17 protein-coding genes and 2 pseudogenes are annotated in these 24,117 nt (G+C 41.0%); 8 read left to right on the top strand and 11 right to left on the bottom strand.

All coding sequences use genetic code 11. The features are described from left to right. Positions 1–60 precede the first annotated feature (60 nt). Complete coding sequence (secA, locus tag AC0L7Q_RS00775) at positions 61–2,769, bottom strand: preprotein translocase subunit SecA (protein WP_413401140.1); 2,709 nt, start codon at positions 2,767–2,769, stop codon at positions 61–63. A 610-nt stretch (positions 2,770–3,379) separates the two neighbouring features. On the opposite strand from secA, the gene AC0L7Q_RS00780 reads away from it, so the two are divergent. Continuing rightward, positions 3,380–4,150, top strand: a complete 771-nt coding sequence (locus tag AC0L7Q_RS00780) for a Rossmann-fold NAD(P)-binding domain-containing protein (RefSeq protein ID WP_413401141.1) — start codon at positions 3,380–3,382, stop codon at positions 4,148–4,150. Between the two features lie 195 nt (positions 4,151–4,345). Here the strand turns inward: AC0L7Q_RS00780 and hutH are convergent, their stop codons facing one another. The 3 genes from hutH to hutC are packed head-to-tail and all read right to left on the bottom strand — an operon-like array spanning position 4,346 to position 8,301. Further along, the gene (hutH, locus tag AC0L7Q_RS00785; RefSeq protein WP_413401142.1) at positions 4,346–5,878 is read right to left on the bottom strand and encodes a histidine ammonia-lyase; all 1,533 of its coding nucleotides are present in this window, start codon (positions 5,876–5,878) and stop codon (positions 4,346–4,348) included. Then, on the bottom strand, positions 5,875–7,554 hold the full coding sequence (gene hutU, locus AC0L7Q_RS00790; RefSeq protein ID WP_413401143.1) for a urocanate hydratase: 1,680 nt from the start codon (positions 7,552–7,554) through the stop codon (positions 5,875–5,877). Before hutU ends, hutH begins: the two co-directional genes overlap by 4 nt. A gap of 18 nt (positions 7,555–7,572) precedes the next feature. Beyond that, entirely contained in the window at positions 7,573–8,301 is a 729-nt protein-coding gene (gene hutC, locus AC0L7Q_RS00795; RefSeq protein WP_178954700.1) for a histidine utilization repressor, read from the bottom strand. Between the two features lie 109 nt (positions 8,302–8,410). Between hutC and hutI the strand changes: the two genes are divergently transcribed. Together hutI and AC0L7Q_RS00805 are read left to right on the top strand one after the other, a co-directional pair. Continuing rightward, positions 8,411–9,658 carry an imidazolonepropionase gene (hutI, locus tag AC0L7Q_RS00800; RefSeq protein WP_409424464.1) on the top strand — a complete coding sequence of 416 codons (1,248 nt, stop codon included), beginning with the start codon at positions 8,411–8,413 and terminating at the stop codon, positions 9,656–9,658. A gap of 57 nt (positions 9,659–9,715) precedes the next feature. Then, positions 9,716–11,439, top strand: a pseudogene (locus AC0L7Q_RS00805) (EAL domain-containing protein). A gap of 7 nt (positions 11,440–11,446) precedes the next feature. Here the strand turns inward: AC0L7Q_RS00805 and AC0L7Q_RS00810 are convergent. Together AC0L7Q_RS00810 and rraA are read right to left on the bottom strand one after the other, a co-directional pair. Continuing rightward, positions 11,447–12,496, bottom strand: coding sequence for a formimidoylglutamase (locus AC0L7Q_RS00810; RefSeq protein ID WP_413401144.1), 1,050 nt, complete (start codon positions 12,494–12,496; stop codon positions 11,447–11,449). Position 12,497: 1 nt separating this feature from the next. Then, complete coding sequence (rraA, locus tag AC0L7Q_RS00815) at positions 12,498–12,995, bottom strand: ribonuclease E activity regulator RraA (RefSeq protein WP_008465762.1); 498 nt, start codon at positions 12,993–12,995, stop codon at positions 12,498–12,500. 399 nt (positions 12,996–13,394) lie between these two features. Here rraA and AC0L7Q_RS00820 point away from each other — a divergent pair, with 399 nt between their 5' ends. Next, positions 13,395–15,275, top strand: coding sequence for a methyl-accepting chemotaxis protein (locus AC0L7Q_RS00820; RefSeq protein ID WP_413401145.1), 1,881 nt, complete (start codon positions 13,395–13,397; stop codon positions 15,273–15,275). Positions 15,276–15,346: 71 nt separating this feature from the next. Here AC0L7Q_RS00820 and AC0L7Q_RS00825 read toward each other — a convergent pair whose 3' ends face one another. The 5 genes and pseudogenes from AC0L7Q_RS00825 to priA all read right to left on the bottom strand — a co-directional run bounded on the left by AC0L7Q_RS00825 (position 15,347) and on the right by priA (position 20,454). Next, positions 15,347–15,721, bottom strand: a complete 375-nt coding sequence (locus tag AC0L7Q_RS00825) for a gamma-butyrobetaine hydroxylase family protein (RefSeq protein WP_413401146.1) — start codon at positions 15,719–15,721, stop codon at positions 15,347–15,349. Between the two features lie 61 nt (positions 15,722–15,782). Continuing rightward, complete coding sequence (gene hslU / locus AC0L7Q_RS00830; RefSeq protein ID WP_198522441.1) at positions 15,783–17,111, bottom strand: HslU--HslV peptidase ATPase subunit; 1,329 nt, start codon at positions 17,109–17,111, stop codon at positions 15,783–15,785. 12 nt (positions 17,112–17,123) lie between these two features. Beyond that, positions 17,124–17,642 (bottom strand): ATP-dependent protease subunit HslV, encoded by a 519-nt coding sequence (gene hslV, locus AC0L7Q_RS00835; protein ID WP_010390410.1) that lies wholly within the window; start codon positions 17,640–17,642, stop codon positions 17,124–17,126. 81 nt (positions 17,643–17,723) lie between these two features. Beyond that, a pseudogene (locus tag AC0L7Q_RS00840) lies at positions 17,724–18,250 on the bottom strand (SPOR domain-containing protein). A 20-nt stretch (positions 18,251–18,270) separates the two neighbouring features. Next, on the bottom strand, positions 18,271–20,454 hold the full coding sequence (gene priA, locus AC0L7Q_RS00845; RefSeq protein WP_413401147.1) for a primosomal protein N': 2,184 nt from the start codon (positions 20,452–20,454) through the stop codon (positions 18,271–18,273). A 230-nt stretch (positions 20,455–20,684) separates the two neighbouring features. Between priA and rpmE the strand changes: the two genes are divergently transcribed. The 4 genes from rpmE (at position 20,685) to AC0L7Q_RS00865 (ending at position 24,097) form a co-directional block, all read left to right on the top strand. Then, positions 20,685–20,900, top strand: a complete 216-nt coding sequence (gene rpmE / locus AC0L7Q_RS00850; RefSeq protein ID WP_008115018.1) for a 50S ribosomal protein L31 — start codon at positions 20,685–20,687, stop codon at positions 20,898–20,900. A 525-nt stretch (positions 20,901–21,425) separates the two neighbouring features. Then, positions 21,426–22,667: a malic enzyme-like NAD(P)-binding protein gene (locus tag AC0L7Q_RS00855; protein WP_413401148.1), complete on the top strand. Its 1,242-nt coding sequence runs from the start codon at positions 21,426–21,428 to the stop codon at positions 22,665–22,667. 87 nt (positions 22,668–22,754) lie between these two features. Beyond that, positions 22,755–23,255 (top strand): transposase, encoded by a 501-nt coding sequence (locus tag AC0L7Q_RS00860; RefSeq protein ID WP_409423191.1) that lies wholly within the window; start codon positions 22,755–22,757, stop codon positions 23,253–23,255. Continuing rightward, positions 23,252–24,097 (top strand): IS3 family transposase, encoded by an 846-nt coding sequence (locus AC0L7Q_RS00865; RefSeq protein WP_409425534.1) that lies wholly within the window; start codon positions 23,252–23,254, stop codon positions 24,095–24,097. The genes AC0L7Q_RS00860 and AC0L7Q_RS00865 overlap by 4 nt, the downstream gene beginning before the upstream one ends. The last annotated feature ends 20 nt before the right edge of the window (positions 24,098–24,117 follow it).

Raw genomic sequence — 24,117 nt, forward strand, 5'->3', positions numbered from 1 at the left:
TTAAATAGCATAAAAAAAGCGACGCAAGCGTCGCTTTTTATCTAACGTAACAAAGTGGTGTTATTTTAATTTACCACAACATTGTTTGTATTTTTGACCTGAACCACATGGACATGGATCGTTACGGCCAACTTTTGGCTCGCTACGCGCCATAACCTGAGCGCTTTGCGGTGCTTCACCACCTACGTGTTCTACTTCTTCATGTTGATATTCGCGAGGGGCATTTTCACTTTTACGGTATTGCTCTTCTACTTTTTCAACATCTTCTTCAGCACGAACTTGCACTTTACTTAAAATACCGACCACATCGACTTTTAAGTTTTCTAGCATTTCAGAGAATAACTCAAACGACTCACGTTTGTATTCTTGCTTAGGATTCTTTTGTGCGTAACCACGTAAGTGAATACCTTGGCGTAAGTGATCCATTGCAGCAAGGTGGTCTTTCCAATGTTGGTCAAGACTTTGAAGCATAATGGCTTTTTCAAACTGACGAAGTACAGAATCGCCGACCATTTCTTCTTTTTGCTTGTAAGCTTGTTCAACCGCTTCTTCAATACGCTCACGAAGTTTTTCTTCGTACAGTTTATTGTCATCAGCTAACCACTGAGTAATTGGTAACTCAATTAGGAAATCTTGCTTTAAGCGCTCTTCAAGCCCTGGGACATCCCACATTTCAGCTAAGCTTTGTGGGGCAATGTATTGATCAATTACACCCGCGAGCACATCACCACGGATAGCGGTAATCGTTTCTGAAATATCACCTTCTTCAAGCAATTCGTTACGTTGAGAGTAAACAACACGACGTTGATCGTTTGCTACATCATCGTACTCAAGTAGCTGTTTACGCACATCAAAGTTACGTGCTTCTACTTTACGCTGGGCGTTTTCGATTGCGCGGTTAACCCATGGGTGTTCAATGGCTTCGCCACGTTGCATACCTAGTTTACGCATCATGTTGGTCATGCGCTCACCGGCAAAAATACGCATTAACGCATCATCCATCGATAGGTAGAAACGGCTTGAACCGGCATCACCTTGACGGCCAGAACGACCACGTAATTGGTTATCAATACGACGTGATTCATGACGCTCTGTACCAATAATGTGTAAACCGCCGGCATCAATTACTGCGTCATGGCGAATCTTCCATGCGGCTTTAATTTCGGCAATTTGTTCGTCAGTTGGGTTTTCAAGTTTTTCAACTTCACTATTCCAATTACCACCAAGTACAATATCGGTACCACGACCGGCCATGTTGGTGGCAATGGTGACTGTGCCTGGTAAGCCCGCATCAGAAACAATGTCTGCTTCTTGTGCGTGGAATTTAGCATTAAGTACGTTGTGCTTAATTTTTTCTTTGCGTAAAAACTGCGACAAGTACTCAGAGCTTTCAATTGAGATAGTACCTACAAGTACTGGCTGACCACGTTCTTGACAGTCTTTAATGTCTGCTAAAATGGCTTCGTACTTTTCTTCTTGCGTTAGGTACACCAAATCTGCGCGATCATCACGGATCATTGGCTTATTGGTTGGCATAACAACTGTGTCTAAACCGTAAATAGACTGAAACTCAAACGCTTCTGTATCGGCTGTGCCTGTCATACCTGCTAGCGTTTCGTACAAGCGGAAGTAATTTTGGAACGTAATAGAAGCTAACGTTTGGTTCTCGTTTTGAATTTTCACACCTTCTTTTGCTTCTACAGCTTGGTGTAAACCTTCTGACCAACGGCGTCCTTCCATAGAGCGACCTGTGTGTTCATCAATAATGATAACTTCGTTTTCTTTAATAACGTAGTCAACATCTTTTTGGTAAAGCTTGTGCGCACGAAGAGCTGCATAAACGTGACTAAGTAGCGTGATGCTCGCTGCTGAGTACAGTGAATCACCTTCTTCAATTAAGCCGCGCTCTGTAAGTAGCTCTTCAACTTTTATTTGCCCACGCTCAGTTAGGTGAACTTGCTTAGATTTTTCATCGATAGTGAAATCGCCATCACCTTCAATCCCTTCCTCATCTTCTTTTTCTTGTAGTTCAAGTAAAGGAACAATGGTATTTATTTCAGTGTAAAGCTCTGAGCTGTCTTCAGCTGGGCCTGAAATAATAAGCGGCGTTCGCGCTTCATCAATTAGGATTGAATCCACTTCATCCACTACGGCATAAAATAATGGGCGTTGAACGCGCTCATCAATGCTAAATGCCATGTTGTCACGTAGGTAGTCAAAACCAAACTCGTTATTGGTACCGTAAGTGATGTCAGCTGCATAAGCTTGTTTTTTCTGTTGTGGCATCATGCCCGGAACATTACAACCAACGGTTAAGCCTAAAAACTCAAATAGTGGACGGTTGGTTTCAGCATCACGCTTAGCCAAGTAGTCATTTACGGTAATGACATGAACGCCTTTACCTGTTAAGCCATTTAAATATGCTGGAAGTGTCGCGGTTAGGGTTTTACCTTCACCAGTACGCATTTCTGCAATACGGCCTTGTTGTAAAACCATACCACCTAATAATTGCACGTCGAAGTGACGCATACCGTTTACACGCTTTGACGCCTCACGTACCACAGCAAATGCTTCTGGTAGAATATCGCTTAGGCTTTGTCCGTTATCGTAACGTTCTCTAAACTCAGCTGTTTTAGCTTTTAAATCTTCATCTGAAAGCGCTTCTAGTTGCGTTTCAAGTGCATTGATCAGTGCGACCGTCTTTCTTAGGTTTTTAATAGTGCGGTCATTGCGACTACCAAAAATCTTGGTAAATAAATTAGATATCATGATAAAACCGTTACAATGTGTTTTTTTGCTAGCCGTGCATCGGCTAACCCATTTTTTACAATTGATAATTAATGTATTCTTTGAATTAACCTTTAGGACACATTAATTAGCAATTTTGTATTAAGCTGCTTAAAAAGCACTGTTTATTACCTGCGCTACTATACCAGACTCTGCTAAACATCAAACTACCTCAATAAAAAGATCTTCATTTAAAACAGAAAAATGAGATCTCGCTCATAAAAATAGCATTATGTAGCTAAAGTTGATTAGAAATGCTTTAAAGATATGGTGTTGAATAAATTAAAAACAAGAGCAAAGCGCTTAAATTTCACCCTTAAATGCCTTGTTTGTCGCTATCGTTTTTTAATCCTTAAATTGAGCAAAAGTTTTATTCATTACTCTTCGTAAGTCACTTAAGTCATGCGGTTTATCGGCAGATGTGTATGCACGGAAGCTTTATCATTAAAGAGGTTGTTAATCGTAAAAAAGGTGTATGTTAATATCTTCTGTAACCAGCGTTTGCTAATATTATTTTTAGTAGTATGAGTTCATCATATTTTTTTGTTGCTATAAAACGCGTTGATTGAGTTTTAATAAAAGGGAAAATAAAGTGCAAACCAACAAAGATAACTTAGTAGTCCTTGGCGCTGGCTGGCTTGGCCAAGCCTTATGTATTGATGCACAAAAACAAGGTTGGCAAGTGCAAGGAACTCATCGTAGTGACACTCATCAATTTGATTTTGAGCGTCAGTTTGTTCTACAAAACGGCGAGCTGCAGCACCAAGTGGATTTACAAAATGCGTACTGGGTGTGTGCTATACCTCCGCGCAGTCGTGACAGCGAAAGTGATTATTCTCAAGTGCTGGAGCAGGGGTTAAAGCTGGCAACTGAACTTAATTGCAAAGGTTTTTTATTGTGCTCATCGACTGGGGTGTATGATCAAGAGCCTGGAGTTTATAGTGAAAGTAGCGATATATCTGGCACTAACGAGCGACAAATAAAGCTCTATGATGCTGAAGAGCAAGTACTTGAACAGCAAGGTAAAGTTCTAAGATTAGCCGGATTGTTGGGGCCAAACAGAGAGCCGGGTCGTTTTGTGGCAGGTAAAGAGCTCAACACCTCTAGTCAGCAAGTGGTGAACATGGTGCATCAACAAGATGTGATCAATGCCATTTATGCGGTACTCAACAATTGGTCACAAGGGCAAAGTATTTATAATGTAGTTAACCCTGCGCACCCGAGCAAAGCAGATTATTATGCAAAAAAGTGTGAGCTGTATGGCACACAAATGCCAAGTTTTAGTAGTGATGAAGTCGCTGAGCGCAAAGTTATTGGCTCAGCGATAGAAGCGTTGGGTTTTAGTTATCAGTATGGTATTTAACCTGAACTCTGAATAATAAATCTATCTCAAGCAGCTATTTTCAGTGCTAACTGCGTTGAATTTACTTGCAATAGGCGAGCTTTCGACGCGTAATTCCGCCTTGTTTTCACTGGAAATCTCTGGCTAGAGAAAATAAACATAAATATCATATTGATTCAATACGTTAGTAAATCTCTTAACCAGAGTTCAGGCTATTTAATAAGAAGGTAAGGGCGAATTTTTTATAAAGTCGCACAACTTACCTTCACTTAGTAGTCTGTTGGCCGCTTCAATATCGGGGGCAAAGTAGCGGTCTTTGTCGTAATAGCTAACATGTTGGCGTAGCAGCGCCTTAGCATGCTCCACCTGTTCACACGCATGTAGCGGCTTTCTAAACTCTAGCCCTTGAGAAGCACTTAGCCACTCAACGGCTAACACGCCTTGCGTATTATTAGCCATATCAACTAAGCGCCTAGCAGCAAAAGTTGCCATAGAGACATGGTCTTCTTGATTAGCTGAGGTCGGTAAACTATCTACCGAGGCCGGGTGTGCTAGTGATTTGTTTTCTGAGGCGAGCGCAGCTGCTGTCACTTGAGCTATCATAAATCCTGAATTTACCCCACCGTTTTCAACTAAAAATGGCGGCAACTTTGATAAATTAGAGTCAATAAGTAAGGCAATACGTCGCTCAGCTAAGGCGCCAATTTCGGCAATGGCAATCGCAAGATTATCAGCGGCCATAGCAACGGGCTCAGCATGAAAGTTTCCGCCTGAAATAATATCTCCTACATCGGCAAAAACGAGTGGGTTGTCGGTTACCCCGTTTGACTCACACAGTAATACCTCGGCGGCTTGGCGTATTTGGGTTAAACACGCACCAAGTACTTGCGGTTGGCAGCGCAGGCAATAAGGGTCTTGTACTTTTTCACAATTAATATGTGAGTCACTAATTTGTGAGTGGGTACTTAACAGTTCTCTAAATACGTGCGCGGTATCAATTTGCCCTTGTTGACCACGAACCTCATGAATACGTGCATCAAATGGTGCGCGACTGCCCATGGCGGCCTCAATACTGATAGAGCCAATTACACAGCTTTGTGCGTACAAGTCTTCGGCTCTAAATAAGCCCTGCAGTGCAAATGCAGTAGAGGCTTGTGTGCCATTTAATAGTGCTAAGCCTTCTTTTGCGGCTAATGTCAGTGGTTCAAGCCCTGCAATTTTTAGCCCTTGTTCTGCGCTTATTAGCTCTCCTTGATAGCGCATTTTACCCTCACCCAATAAAGGCAGGCACATATGAGCAAGGGGGGCTAAATCGCCCGATGCGCCCACTGAGCCTTTTTTAGGCACGCATGGGTACACTTCATTTTTAAGTAGCTGTATAAAAAACTCAATGACTGCTAAACGAATACCAGAGTAACCCCGTGATAAAGAATTTACTTTTAGGGTGATCATTAATCTGACCGTGCTGTCATCCATTAATTCGCCAATGCCCGCAGCGTGTGAAAGCACAATACTGCGTTGTAATAGTTCTAGCTCATCATTCGCTATTTTAGTATTGGCTAATAAACCAAAGCCGGTATTAATACCATATACAGTACGTTGCTCGTTTATTACGTCTTGAACGGTTTGGGCGCTGGCAGCTATTTGTGTGGCGGACTCAGTTGCCAAAGTTAAATCTACGGCCGATTGATTAATTTTTCTTAAGGTATGTAATTCAAGCTGACCGGGTGTGAGAGTGTATGAAATCATGACTTATCCTTGTTAAGCATAGGTAGGTCTAGGTTTTGTTGTTGTGCACAATTTTTTGCAATGTCATAACCTGCATCGGCATGGCGCATCACACCGGTAGCAGGATCATTCCAAAGCACTCTTGCAAGGCGTTGCTTTGCTTCATCGGTACCATCGGCAACAATAACCACACCTGAATGCTGGCTAAAGCCCATACCTACACCGCCACCATGATGAAGCGATACCCAAGTAGCACCGCCTGCGGTATTGAGCAGGGCATTTAATAAAGGCCAATCAGAGACTGCATCGGAGCCATCTTGCATGCTCTCTGTTTCACGATTAGGACTAGCTACTGAGCCTGAGTCAAGATGATCGCGGCCAATAACTACCGGTGCTTTAAGCTCACCGTTTTTAACCATTTCATTAAAGGCAATCGCTAGACGCGCTCGGTCTTTTAAGCCAACCCAACAAATACGTGCAGGCAAGCCTTGAAATTGAATTCGCTCACGCGCCATATCAAGCCAGTTATGCAAATGCTTATCATCAGGAATTAGTTCTTTTACTTTTGCGTCTGTTTTGTAAATATCTTCGGGATCGCCTGAGAGTGCTACCCATCTAAATGGGCCAATGCCTTCACAAAATAATGGACGAATATAAGCAGGTACAAATCCAGGGAAATCAAATGCATTTGTTACGCCTTCTTCGAGCGCCATTTGACGAATATTATTGCCGTAATCAGTCGTTGCCGCGCCCGCATCTTGCAGTGCCAACATCGCTGTTACTTGAACAGCCATTGATTGTTTGGCTGCTTTGACCACTGCTTGTGGATTATCGATTCGCATTTTTGCAGCATGCTCCATACTCCAACCTTGTGGCAGGTAGCCGTTAAGCGGATCATGGGCTGAGGTTTGATCGGTGACTATATCGGGAGTAATACCACTTTTTACTAAGGTACTAAAGACATCAGCCGCGTTACCAAGTAAACCCACAGAAAGCGCTTCACCTTTTACGCAGGCATCGGTTATTAATTTTAATGCATGCTCAAGGTCTGTGGCTTTTACATCGACGTACCCTGTTTTTATTCGAAAATCGATACGGCTTTCATCACATTCCACTACTAAGGCACTAAAGCCTGCCATGGTTGCTGCTAATGGTTGTGCACCGCCCATTCCTCCGAGGCCACCTGTTAGCACCCACTTACCTTTGGCATCGCCTGAAAAATGCTGTTTTGCCATAGCTACAAAGGTTTCGTAAGTGCCCTGAACAATCCCTTGAGAACCAATATAAATCCAAGAGCCAGCGGTCATTTGGCCGTACATCATCAAGCCTTTTTTATCTAACTCGTTAAAATGTTCCCAGTTAGCCCAGTGCGGAACAAGGTTAGAATTTGCAATTAATACCCGCGGTGCATTGCTATGAGTTTTAAATACCCCCACAGGTTTACCTGATTGCACTAAAAGGGTTTCGTCATCTTCAAGGCGCTCAAGCGTCTCAATTATTTTGTCGTAGCTTGGCCAGTCACGGGCAGCACGGCCAATTCCGCCATACACCACCAAAGCTTGAGGGTGCTCGGCAACATCAGGGTCTAAATTATTCATTAGCATGCGTTTAGCTGCTTCGGTTTGCCAGCTTTTAGTAGATATTTGATTACCATGCTGTGCGCGAATTGTGCGTTGTGTGTCCAGTCGATGATCCATTATTCACTCCTGTTAAATTTAAGCGTTATGGGCTTTATTATTGTTTTTAAATGTTAATTGTCCGCCCAAGCGGTACTTACTGCCTGGCGATATAAGTCGTGCAAAACTAACAATTCCGTTTACCGACCAAGTACGGCGTATTACTTGTAAACAGGGCTCTTCGTTATATAAATTAAGCCATTGGCACATTTCACTGTTTGGCGTAATAGCCTCTACCGTATGCCTCGCTTGTGTTAAAGGGGCAACTGTTGATAAGTATTCGTGTGGGGTAAGGGCGGTAAAATCTTGTTGTAAATAATCTTTTGCAAGGGGCGGATTTACAAAGCGCTCCTCAACTTGTAAGGGGCTGTCGTTTTCGTTATGAATAATGACACTGCGATATACCACGCTATCTACCTCCACACCTAAAGCAATTGCAATTGGCGCTACGGCATTAATTGATTCCAATACTTGTACTGTGCAGCTGTAGTTTCCGTTTCGCTCTTTTACTTCATTGGCGATGTTTTTTATTTCAAGTAATGATGACTGTGACTTGAAGCTTGCTACAAACGTACCTAGGCCTTGGCTACGGGTTAAAATACCTGCATCAGTGAGTTCACTAAGTGCCCGACGTGCGGTCATTCTGCTTACTGTAAACTGTTTGGCTAGTTCGTTTTCTGAGGGGACACGTTGGTTTTCAAGCCAAAGCCCACTGCGTATTTTGTCCACAATAAACTGTTTTATTTGCGTAAACTTAGGTGTTGGCATAAATATTTTTAGTATATTAAAAATAAACAATACCTAGTAAGATGGCACAACCATCTTGTATATACAAGATGTGTTGTTAAACTTGTTGAACACTATCGCGGAGAGACTTATGCAAGCCACAGAATCCACAGAACAGTTAAATGATATCGATTTATTACTCACCGATGCCAATATTGCCACCATGGATAACAACATTGATGCACCTTATGGAGCGATAGAAAATGCGGCTTTAGCAATTAAAAATGGCAAAATAGCATGGTTGGGTGAGCAAACTGAGTTACCTGATTTTGATATATTAGCCACTCCGGTAGTAAGTATCAAAGGGCAGTGGTTAACCCCGGGCTTAATTGATTGCCATACTCACTTGGTGTTTGCCGGTTCTCGTGCAAAGGAGTTTGAGCAGCGTTTACAAGGGGTAAGCTATCAGCAAATTGCCGCGCAAGGGGGCGGAATTGCAAGTACCGTTAAAGCAACCCGAGAGGCTGACCACGAACAATTATTTGTAGCAGCAAAAGATCGTTTAAATGCACTACTAGCTGAAGGCGTAACTACGGTAGAAATTAAGTCAGGTTATGGGCTTGATATAGAAAATGAGAAAAAAATATTAGAAGTTGCTAGGCTGTTAAATCAACATCACCCTATTGAAGTCATTAATACCTTTTTAGGCGCGCATGCATTACCTTTAGAGTTTAAAAATCGTAGTGATGATTATATAAATTTAGTGTGTAATGAAATGCTCAACACCCTTGTTGAACATGATTTAGTCGATGCGGTTGACGTGTTTTGTGAGGATATTGGCTTTAGTTATGCGCAAACGCAGCGAGTATTTGATGCGGCTAAAAAACTGGGGTTAGCAATTAAGTGCCATGCTGAGCAGTTATCTAATCAACAAGGTGCTGCGCTGGTGGCGCAATACAATGGTTTGTCGGCCGATCATTTGGAATATCTTGATGAAGCCGGTGTTAAAGCTATGGCAAATGCAGGTACTGTGGCGGTATTATTGCCCGGTGCTTTTTATTTTTTAAAAGAAACGAAATATCCTCCAATTGAACTGTTAAATAAATACAAGGTTCCCATCGCAATTGCCAGTGACTTTAACCCAGGCACATCACCGTTATGTTCTTTGCAATTAATGATGAATATGGCTTGTACATTATTTAATTTTACTCCAGAACAGGCATTAATGGGAGTCACGGCACACGGAGCTCAGGCTCTTGGTTTTGCTGATAGAGGCGTATTAAAAGTAGGTGCTCGCGCCGACATAGCACATTGGCAAATTGAGCATCCAGCACAATTAAGTTATCAGTTTGGGGTAAATAAACTGTTAAATTTATGGATATTGGGTAAACTTAGCTAATTATAAGACTTCACTCTTAAGCCTATGTTTTATTTAATGTCAGTGAGTACCTCAGCTATGGATGGAACGTTATTGAGCTACAGCAATTTAGCTATTTTTTTAAGTGGTGCACTTTTAATGGCAATGGTTGCAGCGTTGTTAACCGTTAAAAGTAACGTAATAAGGCTCAGCTTTTTATACACTGGGCTGATTGGTTTAGCTATGGTTAGCACTGCCATCCCTTGGTTTGTTTTGTTATTGGCTCTGGGGTTTGCTTTTCATTTATATCAGGCGAATTTGCTAAAGCAAAAAGTCCCGTTACTTATCAGTGCCTGTGCCTCAGGCGGGCTTGTTTTATTATTTACAGGTTACCTCTTTTTTACATTGCATTTAGCGTGGTTACTTATTCCAATTTTACTACTCAGTAGCAGTGGTTTTTTAATGGCTAATACGCCGCAGACTGCTCCAACTTTAAAGCCAGAAATCGAGCCTGAAGCGTATGTTGAAAACTCACCCTTAGCCAGCTTCCCCGATAAACAGCAGTTACGTCAAAAATATAATGAACTCAATGATAAGGATTCATTTACAGCAGCAATCATTGTACTGAGGCTAGAAGGTTTTGCTCAAGTTAATCAACATATTGGCCGAGATTTTGGCGACTTATTATTATCTCAGTCGGCCAATCGAATAAAAGATTTATTAGATAGCGATGAAGTTTTTTTCTTGCTGAGCATGCTAGATTAGCGCACTTGGGTGGGTTAAACTTTGCATTTATTTGTGATTTACAAAATCATAATCATTTACATCAACAGCTTATAAAGCAAATTATTGGCGCTACCTTAAAGCCGTTCAATGTAGCTAATTGTACGATTGAAGTAAAAGTAAGAGCCAGTTATGTACATTGTAATAAACAAAGCAGCAGCTTTGATGAGCTAATTAGTCATGCTTACTTGGCGCTTGATAGCCGGCCAGCTAAACAAATTGTGGCTTATCATCAGCAAATGACGACTGACCATTTAGAGCAGCAAGCGCGACTAACTGAGCTGGCTAATATCAGCTTTGCTGATGAGTTCGAATTGTTTTTTCAACCGGTTATTCGAAATGAAGATGGCCAAATTGAATTTTTAGAATTGCTATTACGCTGGCAGCACCCAACCCAAGGGACTTTATCGGCGAGCCAGTTTATCAACGATATTAGAATTGCAGGGCTTGGTTACTCACTTGCGACCTTTGTTATTGAACGAGCTGGAGAGCTTGCCATGGCACTGCGTATGGAAGGAATGAGGGTGCCTTTAAGTGTTAACTTATTTGGCCCAGAAATGCTTAACGAAGAGTTTGTTGATTTTGTTTATGGGGTTATTGGTGAGCACCAACTTAGGCCTGGTGATTTAATTTTAGAATGTCCGCTACACATTTTTACTAGCCTAGATGATAAAGGTAGAGCCATGATAGCAAGACTTAACAGCTTAGGTTTAAAAGTGTGTGTTGATGGTTTAGGTGATAATCCTGTATTACTTTCTAAGTTACCTAGTTTAGCGGTGGCATACATTAAAATATCGCCTGCATTAACTGCTGACTTTAGTAATCAAAATAACATACGTAGTTTAGTAGGTGGTATGGTTGAAATGCATAACCAGCAACAGACGAAAGTTATTTTTGAAGGTGTTGAAACACTCGATCAACTAAAGTTTGTAAAAAGTTTAAAAGCCTACGCTTCACAGGGATACTATTTTGGACACCCATTGAGCAGTTTAGGATTAATGAGTTGGTTTAAGCAATGGTTAGAAGCACAAGAACTTTAAGTGTGTTTTAAAGGCTTAGTTTTGTCTGTAAATAGGTATTAACTAAAGCACTGATCACTTGGCCACACTGTAATTTACCTGCAGTTATAGAATGGGGGTGTTGTGAAGGTGCTGCTTCGCATAAGTGTAAATAAGCACTGCGGGGATCGCTTGCAGCTAAGTAAACATAATGCTCACCATCGCTGACATCAAAACCACAGTAATTAAATGCACTCGCAGGCATATTAGTTAAGCTATCTAAATCAACTTCTACCCCTAGCGGTGTGTTATCAAACTCTTTGAGTGCATTGGCAGTTGCTTCAGTTAAGTTTATTTCGCGCTTCACATTAATTGTTTGGTAGCTTGTGTAACTAAAGCTAGCGCTCTGCATGGCATCAAAAATAGGTTGATTATTTTTTAGCTCATGCAAGCCAATAACATGGTAATTATTGAGCAGCTGCTCTTGATAAGCGTAGCTAAATCCATTACCACTGTGCCTACCTTCACACTCACGAAAGTCGGCATGAGGATCTAAATTAATCGCGTTAATTGCGCCGAGGTTATATTTGGCAAGTGAGCGAATAATACCCAAACAGTTATTATGCCCGCCGCCAATAACAATAGGTTCAAGACCCGCTTTAAAAACCATGTCTAAAATTGCTTCAACTCGCTCATCTATTTCAGCGCACAGCTTACGCAATTGAGCTAAGTCGTTTGGATTATGATTATCAAGCGGTAGTGCTTGTTGCATTAAATCATCGAGGTTGACTTCGCCAAGCAGTAATACTTTTTGCATGGCAATAGCGTCATTGTGAGGTTGGTTTAAAAAGCGTTGTAAAAACGCAGGCCAAGCATGCTGTGCGCCACCGTTTCCTAGATTGGCTCTCGGGCCAATGTCTTCACAAATCCCTAGTAAAACAAAGCGCATACCAAATTGTAAGGCATCAGCAAGTGCTTGTTGAATATTGTCGCGGGCATCAAGTAATGCCATCGACTGCCATGCTTTTAGCTCTCCAGCACGGTAAGAGCAAATTTCCTTTACCGTGCTTTCGTCGTATAGTTTAAGGTAACCAGTCACGCTACAGTTCTATTATTTCTAGCTCTAATTCTTCAGCTGAAAGTACAATGCCGGTACTGTCAGCATAAACAAAGTCATCATCAAAAAATGATACGCCAGCAAAATTAACCCCTATACCGCTTTCGCCCGCGCCTTCACTGTCTGCTGCAACAGGAATTGACGCAATAGCTTGAATACCTAAATCAAGTTCTTCAAGCTCATCAACGTGACGTAATGCACCATATACAATAATGCCTTGCCAATTGTTTTCAAGTGCCAGCTCGGCCAGCTCAATATCAATTAGTGCTCTGCGAGTTGAACCGCCACCATCAATAAGTAAAATCTGATCAGTACCATCTTGAGAAAGTAATTGGCGGATCAGTTCATTGTTTTCAAAACATTTTACCGTTTTAATGCGGCCACCAAAACTGTGTCGACCACCAAAGTTGATGAACATAGGTTCAAGCACGTCAACCACATCAGCAAAGTGGTCGCATAAATCAGAAGTGCTGTAATCCATTATTTTATCCTCAAAAGATACATAAGTTAGTAACTCAGTATACCCTCCTTATATGCAATAACAACGACTTAATCGCAGTAAATTTAGCCATAATTAGAACTAAATCAACTATAAGAATAATAATTCTTTCATAAACTTGTCATTTCTCCACAACAAGATTATAAACAGGTGTATTGCATCCATGATGCGGCTGAACATTTTCACCTTCAGTGGCAAGAGTTGTAAAATTGAGTAATACTGTGGTTAGGCCAATGGTTTTATATTATCCATTTGTTTAAAAGGAGTTTGTTAATGGTTAGACTTTACCGGCGACCCTTTTTATTTGTTCAAACTTAATGAGTTAAATCAAAGAAAGCATCACTTTATACTGCGCTGGCAAATTTAATATAGGTATTTACAATGAATTTTCTACAAAATCTGACGATAAAACGCCGTTTGCAACTAAACGCCTTAGTTGTAGGTTTAGCAATGATTGTCATGCTATGCATCATAATTTATGAAGCACGTGTGATGCTTAAATTAAATGAAACAATTCAATACGCCGAAGAGCTTGATGTGCATGAGCTTTCGATGCGTAAATATGAAAAAGACTTTTTATTTTACAAAGATGAAAAAAGCTTAGATTTATTCACCAATGAATATAAACAGCTGCAGCTCAAACTAGGGAAGCTATCTGTTCTATCAAAAGATTTAGATATTGCCATTGATCAGGTTAACCAATTTGAAGTGCTTGCAAAGCGGTATTATGATGACTTTCAAATTGTTGTTAATTTGCAACGCAAGATAGGTTTACACCCTAAAGATGCGCTTTATGGCGAACTGCGTGAGTCAGTACACAACATTGAAACACTGCTGAACCAGCAAAATGATCATAAATTACTGACCACCATGTTGCAGCTACGCCGTGCTGAGAAAGATTTTATGTTGCGTTTAGATACCAAATATTTAGACCGATTTAATAAATTAGGTGATGAGTTAAAACAACAAGTAAATACCGCAGAAATACCTAGTAATATACGCAATCAATTAACTTCATTAATGACCAATTACCAAGGCAAATTTACCGCACTAGTTGAAGCACAAATCGCTTTAGGGGTTGATTTAGATTCGGGTGCTCTTGGAAAAATGAGAGTCAGTATTAAGAAAAGTGATGATGTGGTGACTGCCATTACTTCGGCCACTAAAAAACAAGTTGCTGAGACGGCCCAGCAGGCGCAATTATTGGCAATAGCCATATTTATAATTTCCAGCGTTATTGTTATGGCTCTTGTGTACTTAACGAGTCGCTCAATTATTCAGCCTATTGAGAGGGTTTATCAAACTATTGACAAGATAAGAAAAAACAATGATTTAAGCTTGTTTATAGAGCATAAAGGGGAAGATGAAGTAACCAGAATGACCATAGACTTTAATAGTTTAATTAGCGACTTTAAAGAGCTTATCTATGAAGTAAATACTGCACTGACAACGCTTAATATAGCAACGGGTAACCTATCTGAAACAACCTCAGCGACTAGCTCTGGCATGCAAGAGCAATTGCATGAAGCGGATATGGTGGCAACTGCAGCCACAGAAATGCAAGCTACGATTCAAGACATTTCACACAATACAGAAGCTGCTGCTAAAAAAGCTGAATCAACCAATTTAAGTGCGCAGCAAGGTCAGGTTGAAGTAGAGTCAACCATTAAACATATTAATGCTTTGTCTGATTCGCTTGGTAAAGCCTCCAGCGTGGTGTCACAGCTAGAAAAAGATGGTGAAACCATCGGCTCTGTACTTGATGTAATTCGTGCCATTGCAGAACAAACTAATTTACTTGCCTTAAATGCGGCCATTGAAGCCGCGAGAGCGGGTGAGCAAGGTCGTGGTTTTGCGGTTGTTGCAGATGAGGTGCGCTCACTTGCACAACGCACGCAAGAGTCAACTAGCGAAATTGAAGGTATTATTAACACCTTACAACAGCGTACCCAAGAGGTAGTCAGTATCATGCATCAGTGTCGTACTCAAGGTGGTGAGAGTGCAACACAAGCAACAAAGGCGGGTGAATTGCTAGGCGCAATCACTGTTGATGTGCAAACGATTATGGAAATGAGTACACATATTGCTACTGCTATTGATGAGCAGAGTCAGGTAGCATCAGAGGTTAATAAAAACGTAGTCCGTATTCGAGATATTGCTGAAGGGGCTGCTGCTCATTCACAAACTAATGCACAAACTAGTGAAGAGGTGTCTGAGCAGTCAAGGGTGCTTCATCAAGCAATCTCAAAATATAAAGTTTAATTATCCATAGAAACAAGCGGCTTAATTGCCGCTTGTTTGTTATTAACGAAGCAGGAGCATCATAACTGACGCTAAGGTACAAATTTTATTGGTACGCTATCTTTGTTATTTTCATGTTGTTTAACACGTTCTAAATAAGTGTCCCACAACTTAGTATGTTCGGCTTGTAACTTAGCCAAATACTGCCAGCTAAACAACCCGCTGTTATGTCCGTCGTCAAACTCTAAACGCAACGCGTAATGCCCTACGGGTGTAATGCTTTTAATGCCCACTGTATGTTTATTAAGTACTAACTTCATAGGCTCAGAGCCATGGCCTTGCACCTCGGCTGAGGGAGAGTGAACCCGTAAAAACTCAGTACTGAAGGTTGCCTCTGAATGATCATCAAAAAACACATCTAAATTTTTACTTACACTATGATAGTGCACTTTAGTTACTTGTTTCATCGTCATCTCACTTACAAAAAAGCCTCCGTGCTGGAGGCTTTTAGTATACATCAAACGGCTGTTAAAGAATAAAGCGGCTTAAGTCTTCATCTTCAACCAGCGCACCCAGGTGCTTTTCAACATAGGCAGCGTCAATAACTAAACTTGAACCCGCTTTTTCAGAAGCATCATATGAAATTTCTTCCATTAATCTTTCCATAACAGTATGCAGACGGCGAGCACCGATGTTTTCGGTTTTCTCATTAACCTGCCAAGCGGCTTTAGCAATTCGCTCAATTGCATCGTCGCTAAATTCAACAGCGACTTGCTCTGTTTTGAGTAGCTCGCGTTGTTGCTCCGTAAGTGATGCGTGTGGCTCAGTTAAAATGCGCTTAAAGTCATCGGCTGTGAGTGCTTCAAGTTCAACACGAATAGGTAAACGGCCTTGTAATTCCGGGATCATGTCTGATGGTTTAGACATCTGGAATGCACCTGAGGCAATAAATAGCATATGGTCAGTTTTAACCATGCCATGCTTAGTATTAACCGTTGAGCCTTCAATAAGCGGTAGTAAATCACGCTGTACACCTTCACGGCTTACATCTGGGCCTGAGGCTTCACCGCGCTTACAGATTTTGTCGATTTCGTCAATAAACACAATGCCGTTTTGCTCTACAGCAAAAATTGCCTGCTCTTTTAATTCTTCAGGGTTAACTAATTTTCCGGCTTCTTCTTCGGTAAGTAGTTTAAATGCTTCTTTAATTTTAAGCTTACGTTTAGTGCGTTTATCACCACCCATATTTTGAAACATGCCCTGTAGCTGGTTGGTCATTTCTTCCATACCAGGAGGAGCCATAATTTCAACATTCGGTTGAGCTTGCGCTAAATCAATATCAATTTCTTTGTCATCTAGCTGGCCTTCGCGTAATTTTTTACGAAACGATTGACGTGTCGATGAGCTTTCATCGCGCTGAACTTCCCCATACTGATCTTTCACTGGAGGTAGTAATACATCTAAAATACGCTCTTCAGCGGCTTCTTCTGCACGGTGTTTAAACTTTTTGGTTTGTTGTTCACGGGTCATTTTGATTGAAACGTCGACTAAATCACGGATGATAGTTTCAACTTCTTTACCTACATAACCTACTTCTGTGAATTTAGTGGCTTCCACTTTAATAAAGGGGGCATTAGCCAGTTTTGCTAACCGACGCGCAATTTCCGTTTTACCTACACCAGTAGGGCCAATCATTAAAATATTCTTCGGCGTTACTTCTGCACGTAAATCTTCGTTTAACTGCATACGGCGCCAGCGATTACGAAGGGCAATAGCAACCGCTTTTTTTGCTTTTGCTTGACCAATAATATGTTGGTCTAGCTCATGAACAATTTCTCTTGGGGTCATATCAGACATAGCGGGTTCCTATTACAATTCTTCGATAGTTTGGAAGTTATTCGTAAATACACAAATATTACCGGCAATTGTAAGACTTTTCTCTACAATTTCATGGGCACTTAAGTCGGTATTTTCTAATAAGGCGGTTGCAGCAGATTGTGCAAAGTTTCCGCCGCTGCCAATTGCGATCAGGTCGTTTTCAGGTTGTACGACGTCACCATTACCAGTGATGATCAATGAGGCAGTTTCATCAGCAACAGCTAGCAGGGCTTCAAGTTTACGTAAGGCACGATCGCTACGCCAATCTTTAGCCATTTCTACAGCCGCTTTAGTTAGATTGCCTTGGTGCATTTCTAATTTGCTTTCAAAACGTTCGAAAAGGGTGAAGGCATCAGCAGTACCGCCAGCGAAACCAGCGATTACTTTGCCATTATAAAGACGTCGAACTTTTCGGGCATTGCCCTTCATTACAGTATTACCAAGGGAGACTTGGCCGTCACCACCAATAACAACTTTGTCATCACGGCGTACACTTACGATTGTAGTCATGTTATTCCTCATCATCGCGCTGCAAGGGGGCAGCGCGTAAAAAACGATTATGAAGAGGTTATATGGGTGAATGGTTTAAATTCAAGTCCAGCCCCAAATTCCGCAGCCAACGATATTAATTCGTTTTAGTTTGTTCTTATCACTTTCTGCTTGGCGCTTGGTTTCATAAGGCCCTAAACGCACCTTATACCAAATACCATTAGTACCTGTGGTTTTTTTGATCTCTGAAATTAGCCCTGCAAAGGCTATTTTAGCCTTTAAGGTTTCAGCTTGTTGATGCGTTTTAAATGAACCACACTGCATAACATAAGGGCCTTTTTGTTCAAGCTCTTTCACTTCAACTTGAATTTCATGCTCTTTAATTTCTTTAATAAATTTAGGTGGCCGCGGTTTAGCTATTTCTACTTGTTTTTCGGGGGTTGGGTTTGCCTGTTTTTCAACAAGATCAGGATCGGCATTATTTTTAACAAACCAGAGTCCATATGCGAAACCACCCACAAGTACTAGTGCAATGAAAGTTAATAACAGCGGAAAAGGTTTTTTAGCCGGTTCTTGTTTGGTGTTTTTTTATTCTTTGGTTTTTTATTAATATAATCGTGCTGTGCCATGGTGTTATGTGTGGCCTTACCTAAATCATGTCTGTAGGGTCGACATCTAAACTCCAGCGGACTTTTTGAGCAAGTTTGCTGGTGCTGAGATAATCAACCATTTGTGCAAGATACGGGTGTAAAATGCGTCGATCTTGCGCTTGAATATGTAATTGAAAACGATACATCCCTGCAATTTTTTCTAAAGGTGCTGGGATTGGTCCAAGCAATTGTATACCAGATACCCCATTGACAGGAACCAAATCCGTTAGAAAGTCGACGACTTGCTTAATGTTATGTCCTTGTGCACGAACTATCGCCATACTGGTGATAGGCGGCAGTTGCGCGTCACTTCGCTCAGTGAGCGCAAAGCGGGCAAAATCTTGATAGCCGTTATTAACTAAATCTTGTAATAATGGGTGCTCAGGGAAGTGCGTTTGTAATAATACTTCACCGGGCTCACCAGAACGTCCCGCTCTACCTGCAACCTGAGTCACTAATTGAGCAAGGTGTTCTGTTGCCCTAAAGTCACACGAATATAAACCACTATCTACATCTAAAATGAGAACTAAGCTTACATCAGCAAAGTGGTGGCCTTTGGCCAGCATTTGCGTACCGACTAAAATGCGTGCGCCACCTTGGTTTATTTCGCCCAATGCTTTTTCAAGGCTGCCTTTGCGCCTCGTAGAGTCGCGGTCTATTCGGCTAATAGGAATGTCTTTAAATTCAGTACTCAAAAATTCTTCTATTTGTTCAGTGCCTTTACCGTTAGGAAATATCTGCGTGCTACCACAATCAGGGCATTGATGCGGTACTTGATATTGATCGCCACAATGGTGGCAAATCATCTGACCAATGGCTTTATGAAAGGTTGCACTCGTGCTGCAGCGATTACATTCACTTAACCAACCACACTCATGACATATTAAAGTGGGCGAAAAACCACGGCGGTTTAAAAATACCATTACCTGCTTACCTTTATTCAGGTGCTGGCGCATTATCGCTAGGCTCGCATGGGCAATACCAGCTTGATCAGGCTGACCTTTCATGTCGAGAAGCTTAAATTGATTATCGGTGGCAGTTTGTGCTCGCTCACTTAATGTGAGTAACTGGTATTTGTTATTAATTGCTTTGTGCAGTGTTTCTAATGCGGGGGTAGCACTGCCTAGAATAAGCGGGATATTTTGCTGATATGCGCGATACGCTGCTAAATCACGTGCATGATAGCGTAGAGTATCTTGTTGTTTAAATGAAGCATCATGTTCCTCATCAACCACAATCATCCCGAGTTTTAAAAAGGGCAGAAAAATACTCGAACGAGTACCTATAACGATGGCACAACTGCCTTTTTCACAAAACCGCCATGTTTGCAGACGCTCGTTATCGGTGAGTGCCGAATGCCATAGCATAATTGGCGTGTCAGGGAAGCGGCGCCTAAAACGATTCACTGTTTGTGGTGTTAAACCTATTTCTGGAACAAGCACTAACGCTTGCTCTCCACGTTTTAACACCTCTTCAAGACACTGTAGGTAAACTTCTGTTTTACCGCTACCCGTGACACCTTCAAGTAAAAAACTATTAAAACCAGTACTTTGATTTATAGTTGTGCAAGCAATTGCTTGTTCTTTATTTAAGCGAGGCTTAGTGCCCACAGTAGGAGAGGCATGTTGCCATTGATTGTCATGTTCAATGGTTTGGACTATCAGTTCTTTTGCTAATAGGCCATCAATAGTCTTTTTATTAAACCCGAGGGCTTTTAGTTCTGTTAATGATGACTTACCCGATGCAGATAATTGCTTAAGCAAGTTAAACTGTGTTTTAGCTTTTAAAGACGGTAAAAGTGCTCCTTTATCGGTTAACGTCAACATATTTATACTGGTTTTATCAGGGCATTCACCTTGGCGCAGTGCACTGGGGAGTGCAATATGAATAGTTTCACCTAGTGGATAACAATAATAACGCGCAGTAAACTTCAGCAGCTCCAAATGTTGCGCAGATAACACCGGCGAGTCGTCAATAACTTCAATAATAGATTTGATTTTGCCCTCGGGAACTTCTGTATCGGCTTTTAAGTTAAGGATAACCGCTACTTTTCGTTGATTGCCAAAAGGGACGAGTACACGCATGCCTGGCTGTAATTGAGTCAGCGGTGGCAATTGCTCATCCACTTTATAATCAAAGGTGCGAGGCAAGGGGACTTTTATTGCAACTTCAGCAAAACGCATAACAACTCAATCAATTAACGTAATGGTTTAATGTACTAAAAATAGCATTAAATGCCTACCGACAAATCAGTAATCAATAGGTGTTTGCTGACTTTTTAACAAAAAGGATAATTAAAGCTTGTGTGTGTGCGGCTTGTTGGATAAAATTCGCGACCAATAAATTTGTTTTAACGACGTATGGTGCCAAACTTCGGGTTTGGAGAGCGATGCGGCCTTAACTAGAGGTTCCTATGAAAGAAGGTATTCACCCTAAGTACGAAGTAATTTCTGCAACTTGTTCATGCGGAAACAAATTCGAAACTCGTTCTACTTTGTGTAAAGACATTCACTTAGACGTATGTTCTGCGTGTCACCCGTTTTACACTGGTAAGCAAAAGATTTTAGACACTGGCGGCCGTGTTGATCGCTTCAACAAGCGCTTCGGTGCACTTAGCAGCAAAAAATAATTTTTTGTTTCTATGTAAAAAAAAGCACCTTAGGGTGCTTTTTTTGTGCCTAAAATTCACTTCTCCCTCCATTTTTATAACCGTTTTGTATTTATTATTTTTGCATAACTATTTCCTGTTCTTATACTGAATATGCATAAACATTTGCAGACAAAATAGCCAATATTCTCTATATTTTTATTTGTTACACTTTAAATATGGTACTTAAATGTTGGTAACGTGAAGTTATTTGTATTTAAAGTTAAACAAAATTCGGTATTTCACTATTTTAATTTAAGGCTGAAAAAAACATTTAATAAATATTGATTAAGGGTAAAAACGACCAGTAATTTTCATTTTTATGACGAATTTATATTTTAAAAATGTCAGGATAATCTAGGGAAGTTGCTGATAAATCACTTAAAATTAAGAGTTCTAGCATATAACAGGATAGACCTGATATTGCTTGGAATTTAAAAATAATAAAGGTATCGTAGAATAAAACTACCTCTCACTTTAACTTAAATTGCAGGATATAATCGCGTTATGTCAGATTTTCGTGAACAAGCACTACATTACCATGCCCATCCCGTTCCAGGTAAAATCAGTATTGAGCTGAGTAAGCCCGCTGAGACGGTTAAAGACCTCGCGCTCGCATACAGCCCAGGTGTTGCAGAACCTGTTCGTGAAATTGCCGCTGATCCAGCAAATGCCTACAAATATACGGGTAAAGGAAATATGGTTGCGGTTATTACTAACGGCACCGCAATTTTAGGCTTAGGTAATTTAGGCCCACTGGCCTCAAAACCAGTAATGGAAGGCAAAGCATTATTATTTAAACGTTTTGCAGGCCTAGATTCAATTGATATAGAAGTTAAGCACCGCACAACCGAAGACTTTATCAACACGGTTGCGAATATTGCAGACACGTTTGGTGGTATCAACTTAGAAGATATTAAAGCACCAGAATGTTTCGAGATAGAAAAAGCACTTATAGAGCGTTGCAGCATTCCTGTGTTTCATGATGATCAACATGGTACGGCAATTGTAACGGCTGCGGGTATGCTAAATGCGCTAGAAGTACAAGGTAAAGCAATTGAAGATGCGATTATCGTGTGTTTAGGTGCCGGCGCTGCAGCAGTCGCCTGTATGGAACTTTTAATTAAGTGTGGCGCACTGCGTGAACATATTTATATGTTAGACCGCAAAGGCGTTATTCATACACGTCGTGATGACTTAAATGAATATAAACAATTATTCGCAAACAACACGGATAAACGCACTTTACAGGACGTAATTGAAGATGCCGATGTGTTTATTGGTGTATCAGGCCCTAATTTATTAGCCGCTGATGATTTAAAGTTAATGGCTGACCGCCCAGTTGTATTTGCATGTTCAAACCCTGATCCTGAGATTGATCCGCAATTAGCACATGCTGCACGCAACGATCTTATTATGGCGACTGGTCGCTCTGATTATCCGAACCAAGTTAACAACGTGCTTTGTTTTCCATTTATTTTCCGTGGCGCACTCGATGTTCGCGCAAGTGAAATAAACGATGAAATGAAAATAGCTGCTGTAGAGGCAATTCGTAGTATTGCTAAAGAGCCAGTTCCGGCTGAAGTACTGACTGCTGCAGGTATCGATAAATTAGAGTTTGGTGCTAAATATATTATACCAAAACCTATGGATCCGCGCTTACTGCCTCGTATTGCCAAAGCCGTTGCTCAAGCTGCAGTCGATTCGGGTGTGGCACAAATTGATATGCCAGAAAATTACATGGCGTAATTTTAAGTGTAAATTAACGCAAAAAAAACCTCAGCATTTTGAAGTGACCCCCAATAGTTGGACATTCCAATTACTGGGGGTCTTTTTATGTCCAAACATCACCGAGCTTTCAAGCTCAAAATAGCTGAACTCGCTTTGTCTGAAAGCTCTTCGGCGGTAAGTAACAGATTTAATGTTACAGATAGGCAGGTCCGATATTGGACCGCTATTTATCGAATTCATGGCGCTGAAAGCTTCAGGTCTGTTCACAAACCTTATTCTCTAGCATTTAAGGCTGAAGTGTTAAAAACGATGACAGCAAACAGTTGGTCACTCGGTTATACCAGTGCTTTCTTCGATTTATCGTCCCCAGGCATTCTTTTTCAATGGCAAAAGCTTTATGCTCGTGATGGTATATCACGTCTTAAACCACAGAGAAAAGGTAAGCCATTCATGACAAATAATTCTTCTTCATCAAAACTAGTAGAGCAAATGACTGAGGAGGAGTTACGAGAAGAACTAGCATACTTACGAGCTGAGAATGATGTGCTAAAAAAGTTAGAAGCCTTGGCTCAAGCCAGAAAGAAAAAAGCAAAGACAAAACGATAGTCGTCGAAGAGTTCAAGGCAAAGCATAGCTTACGACACCTTTTAAAGGCGACAGGGCTGCCAAAGAGTGTTTACTATTATCATCGCACTACTTGTAAGCAACCCTGTGCAAGCAATGATTTACTGGTAAAAATACGTGATATTTATCACGCGCATAAAGGGCGATATGGCTATCGCAGAATTACGAGTGCCCTGAGAGCAATGGGAGTACTTGTTAATCATAAGCGCGTTCAACGGTTGATGAATGAGTTAGGACTCAAGTCAAAAGTAAGGCCTAAGCGCTATAAATCCTATAAAGGTGAAGTGGGTAAAATCGCAGAAAATACGCTTAACCGCGAGTTTACTGCGCAGAAGCCAAATCAAAAATGGGTGACGGATGTGACGGAGTTTAAAGTGGATAATGAGAAGGTATATCTATCGCCTATGATTGACCTATTCAACCAAGAGGTAATCAGTTACGAAGTCAGAAAATCCGTTGCACTCCCTTTGGTAACTGACATGCTTAAAACAGCAACTGCTAGGTTGAAGCCAAATGAAAAGCCAGTTGTACACTCAGATCAAGGGTGGCAATATCAAAACAAACAATATCAAAATCACCTTAAGGAAAAAGGATTGCAACAAAGTATGTCTAGAAAAGGAAATTGTTTAGATAATGCGGTTGCTGAGAACTTCTTCGGCATATTGAAGAGCGAGATGTACCACAACGAAACGTTTAAAGACGTGAATGATCTTATTGAAAACATTAAAGAATATATCCACTATTACAACAATGAGCGTATTAAACTGAAACTAAAAGGCCTGAGTCCGATACAGTATCGAAATCAGGCCTTGGCAGCCGCTTAGAAATGAGTCCAACTTTATGG

This window comes from Pseudoalteromonas sp. KJ63-1 (genome assembly GCF_055808145.1).

What these genes read in the sequence shown, in the direction of transcription:
- rpmE (WP_008115018.1), top strand. Translation starts at nt 20,685, where the DNA reads ATGAAAGAAGGTATTCACCCTAAGTACGAAGTAATTTCTGCAACTTGT.
- AC0L7Q_RS00855 (WP_413401148.1), top strand. Translation starts at nt 21,426, where the DNA reads ATGTCAGATTTTCGTGAACAAGCACTACATTACCATGCCCATCCCGTT.
- AC0L7Q_RS00825 (WP_413401146.1), bottom strand. Translation starts at nt 15,721, where the DNA reads ATGAAACAAGTAACTAAAGTGCACTATCATAGTGTAAGTAAAAATTTA.
- secA (WP_413401140.1), bottom strand. Translation starts at nt 2,769, where the DNA reads ATGATATCTAATTTATTTACCAAGATTTTTGGTAGTCGCAATGACCGC.
- priA (WP_413401147.1), bottom strand. Translation starts at nt 20,454, where the DNA reads ATGCGTTTTGCTGAAGTTGCAATAAAAGTCCCCTTGCCTCGCACCTTT.
- hutI (WP_409424464.1), top strand. Translation starts at nt 8,411, where the DNA reads ATGCAAGCCACAGAATCCACAGAACAGTTAAATGATATCGATTTATTA.
- hutC (WP_178954700.1), bottom strand. Translation starts at nt 8,301, where the DNA reads ATGCCAACACCTAAGTTTACGCAAATAAAACAGTTTATTGTGGACAAA.
- hutU (WP_413401143.1), bottom strand. Translation starts at nt 7,554, where the DNA reads ATGGATCATCGACTGGACACACAACGCACAATTCGCGCACAGCATGGT.
- AC0L7Q_RS00820 (WP_413401145.1), top strand. Translation starts at nt 13,395, where the DNA reads ATGAATTTTCTACAAAATCTGACGATAAAACGCCGTTTGCAACTAAAC.
- hslU (WP_198522441.1), bottom strand. Translation starts at nt 17,111, where the DNA reads ATGTCTGATATGACCCCAAGAGAAATTGTTCATGAGCTAGACCAACAT.
- rraA (WP_008465762.1), bottom strand. Translation starts at nt 12,995, where the DNA reads ATGGATTACAGCACTTCTGATTTATGCGACCACTTTGCTGATGTGGTT.
- hutH (WP_413401142.1), bottom strand. Translation starts at nt 5,878, where the DNA reads ATGATTTCATACACTCTCACACCCGGTCAGCTTGAATTACATACCTTA.
- hslV (WP_010390410.1), bottom strand. Translation starts at nt 17,642, where the DNA reads ATGACTACAATCGTAAGTGTACGCCGTGATGACAAAGTTGTTATTGGT.
- AC0L7Q_RS00860 (WP_409423191.1), top strand. Translation starts at nt 22,755, where the DNA reads ATGTCCAAACATCACCGAGCTTTCAAGCTCAAAATAGCTGAACTCGCT.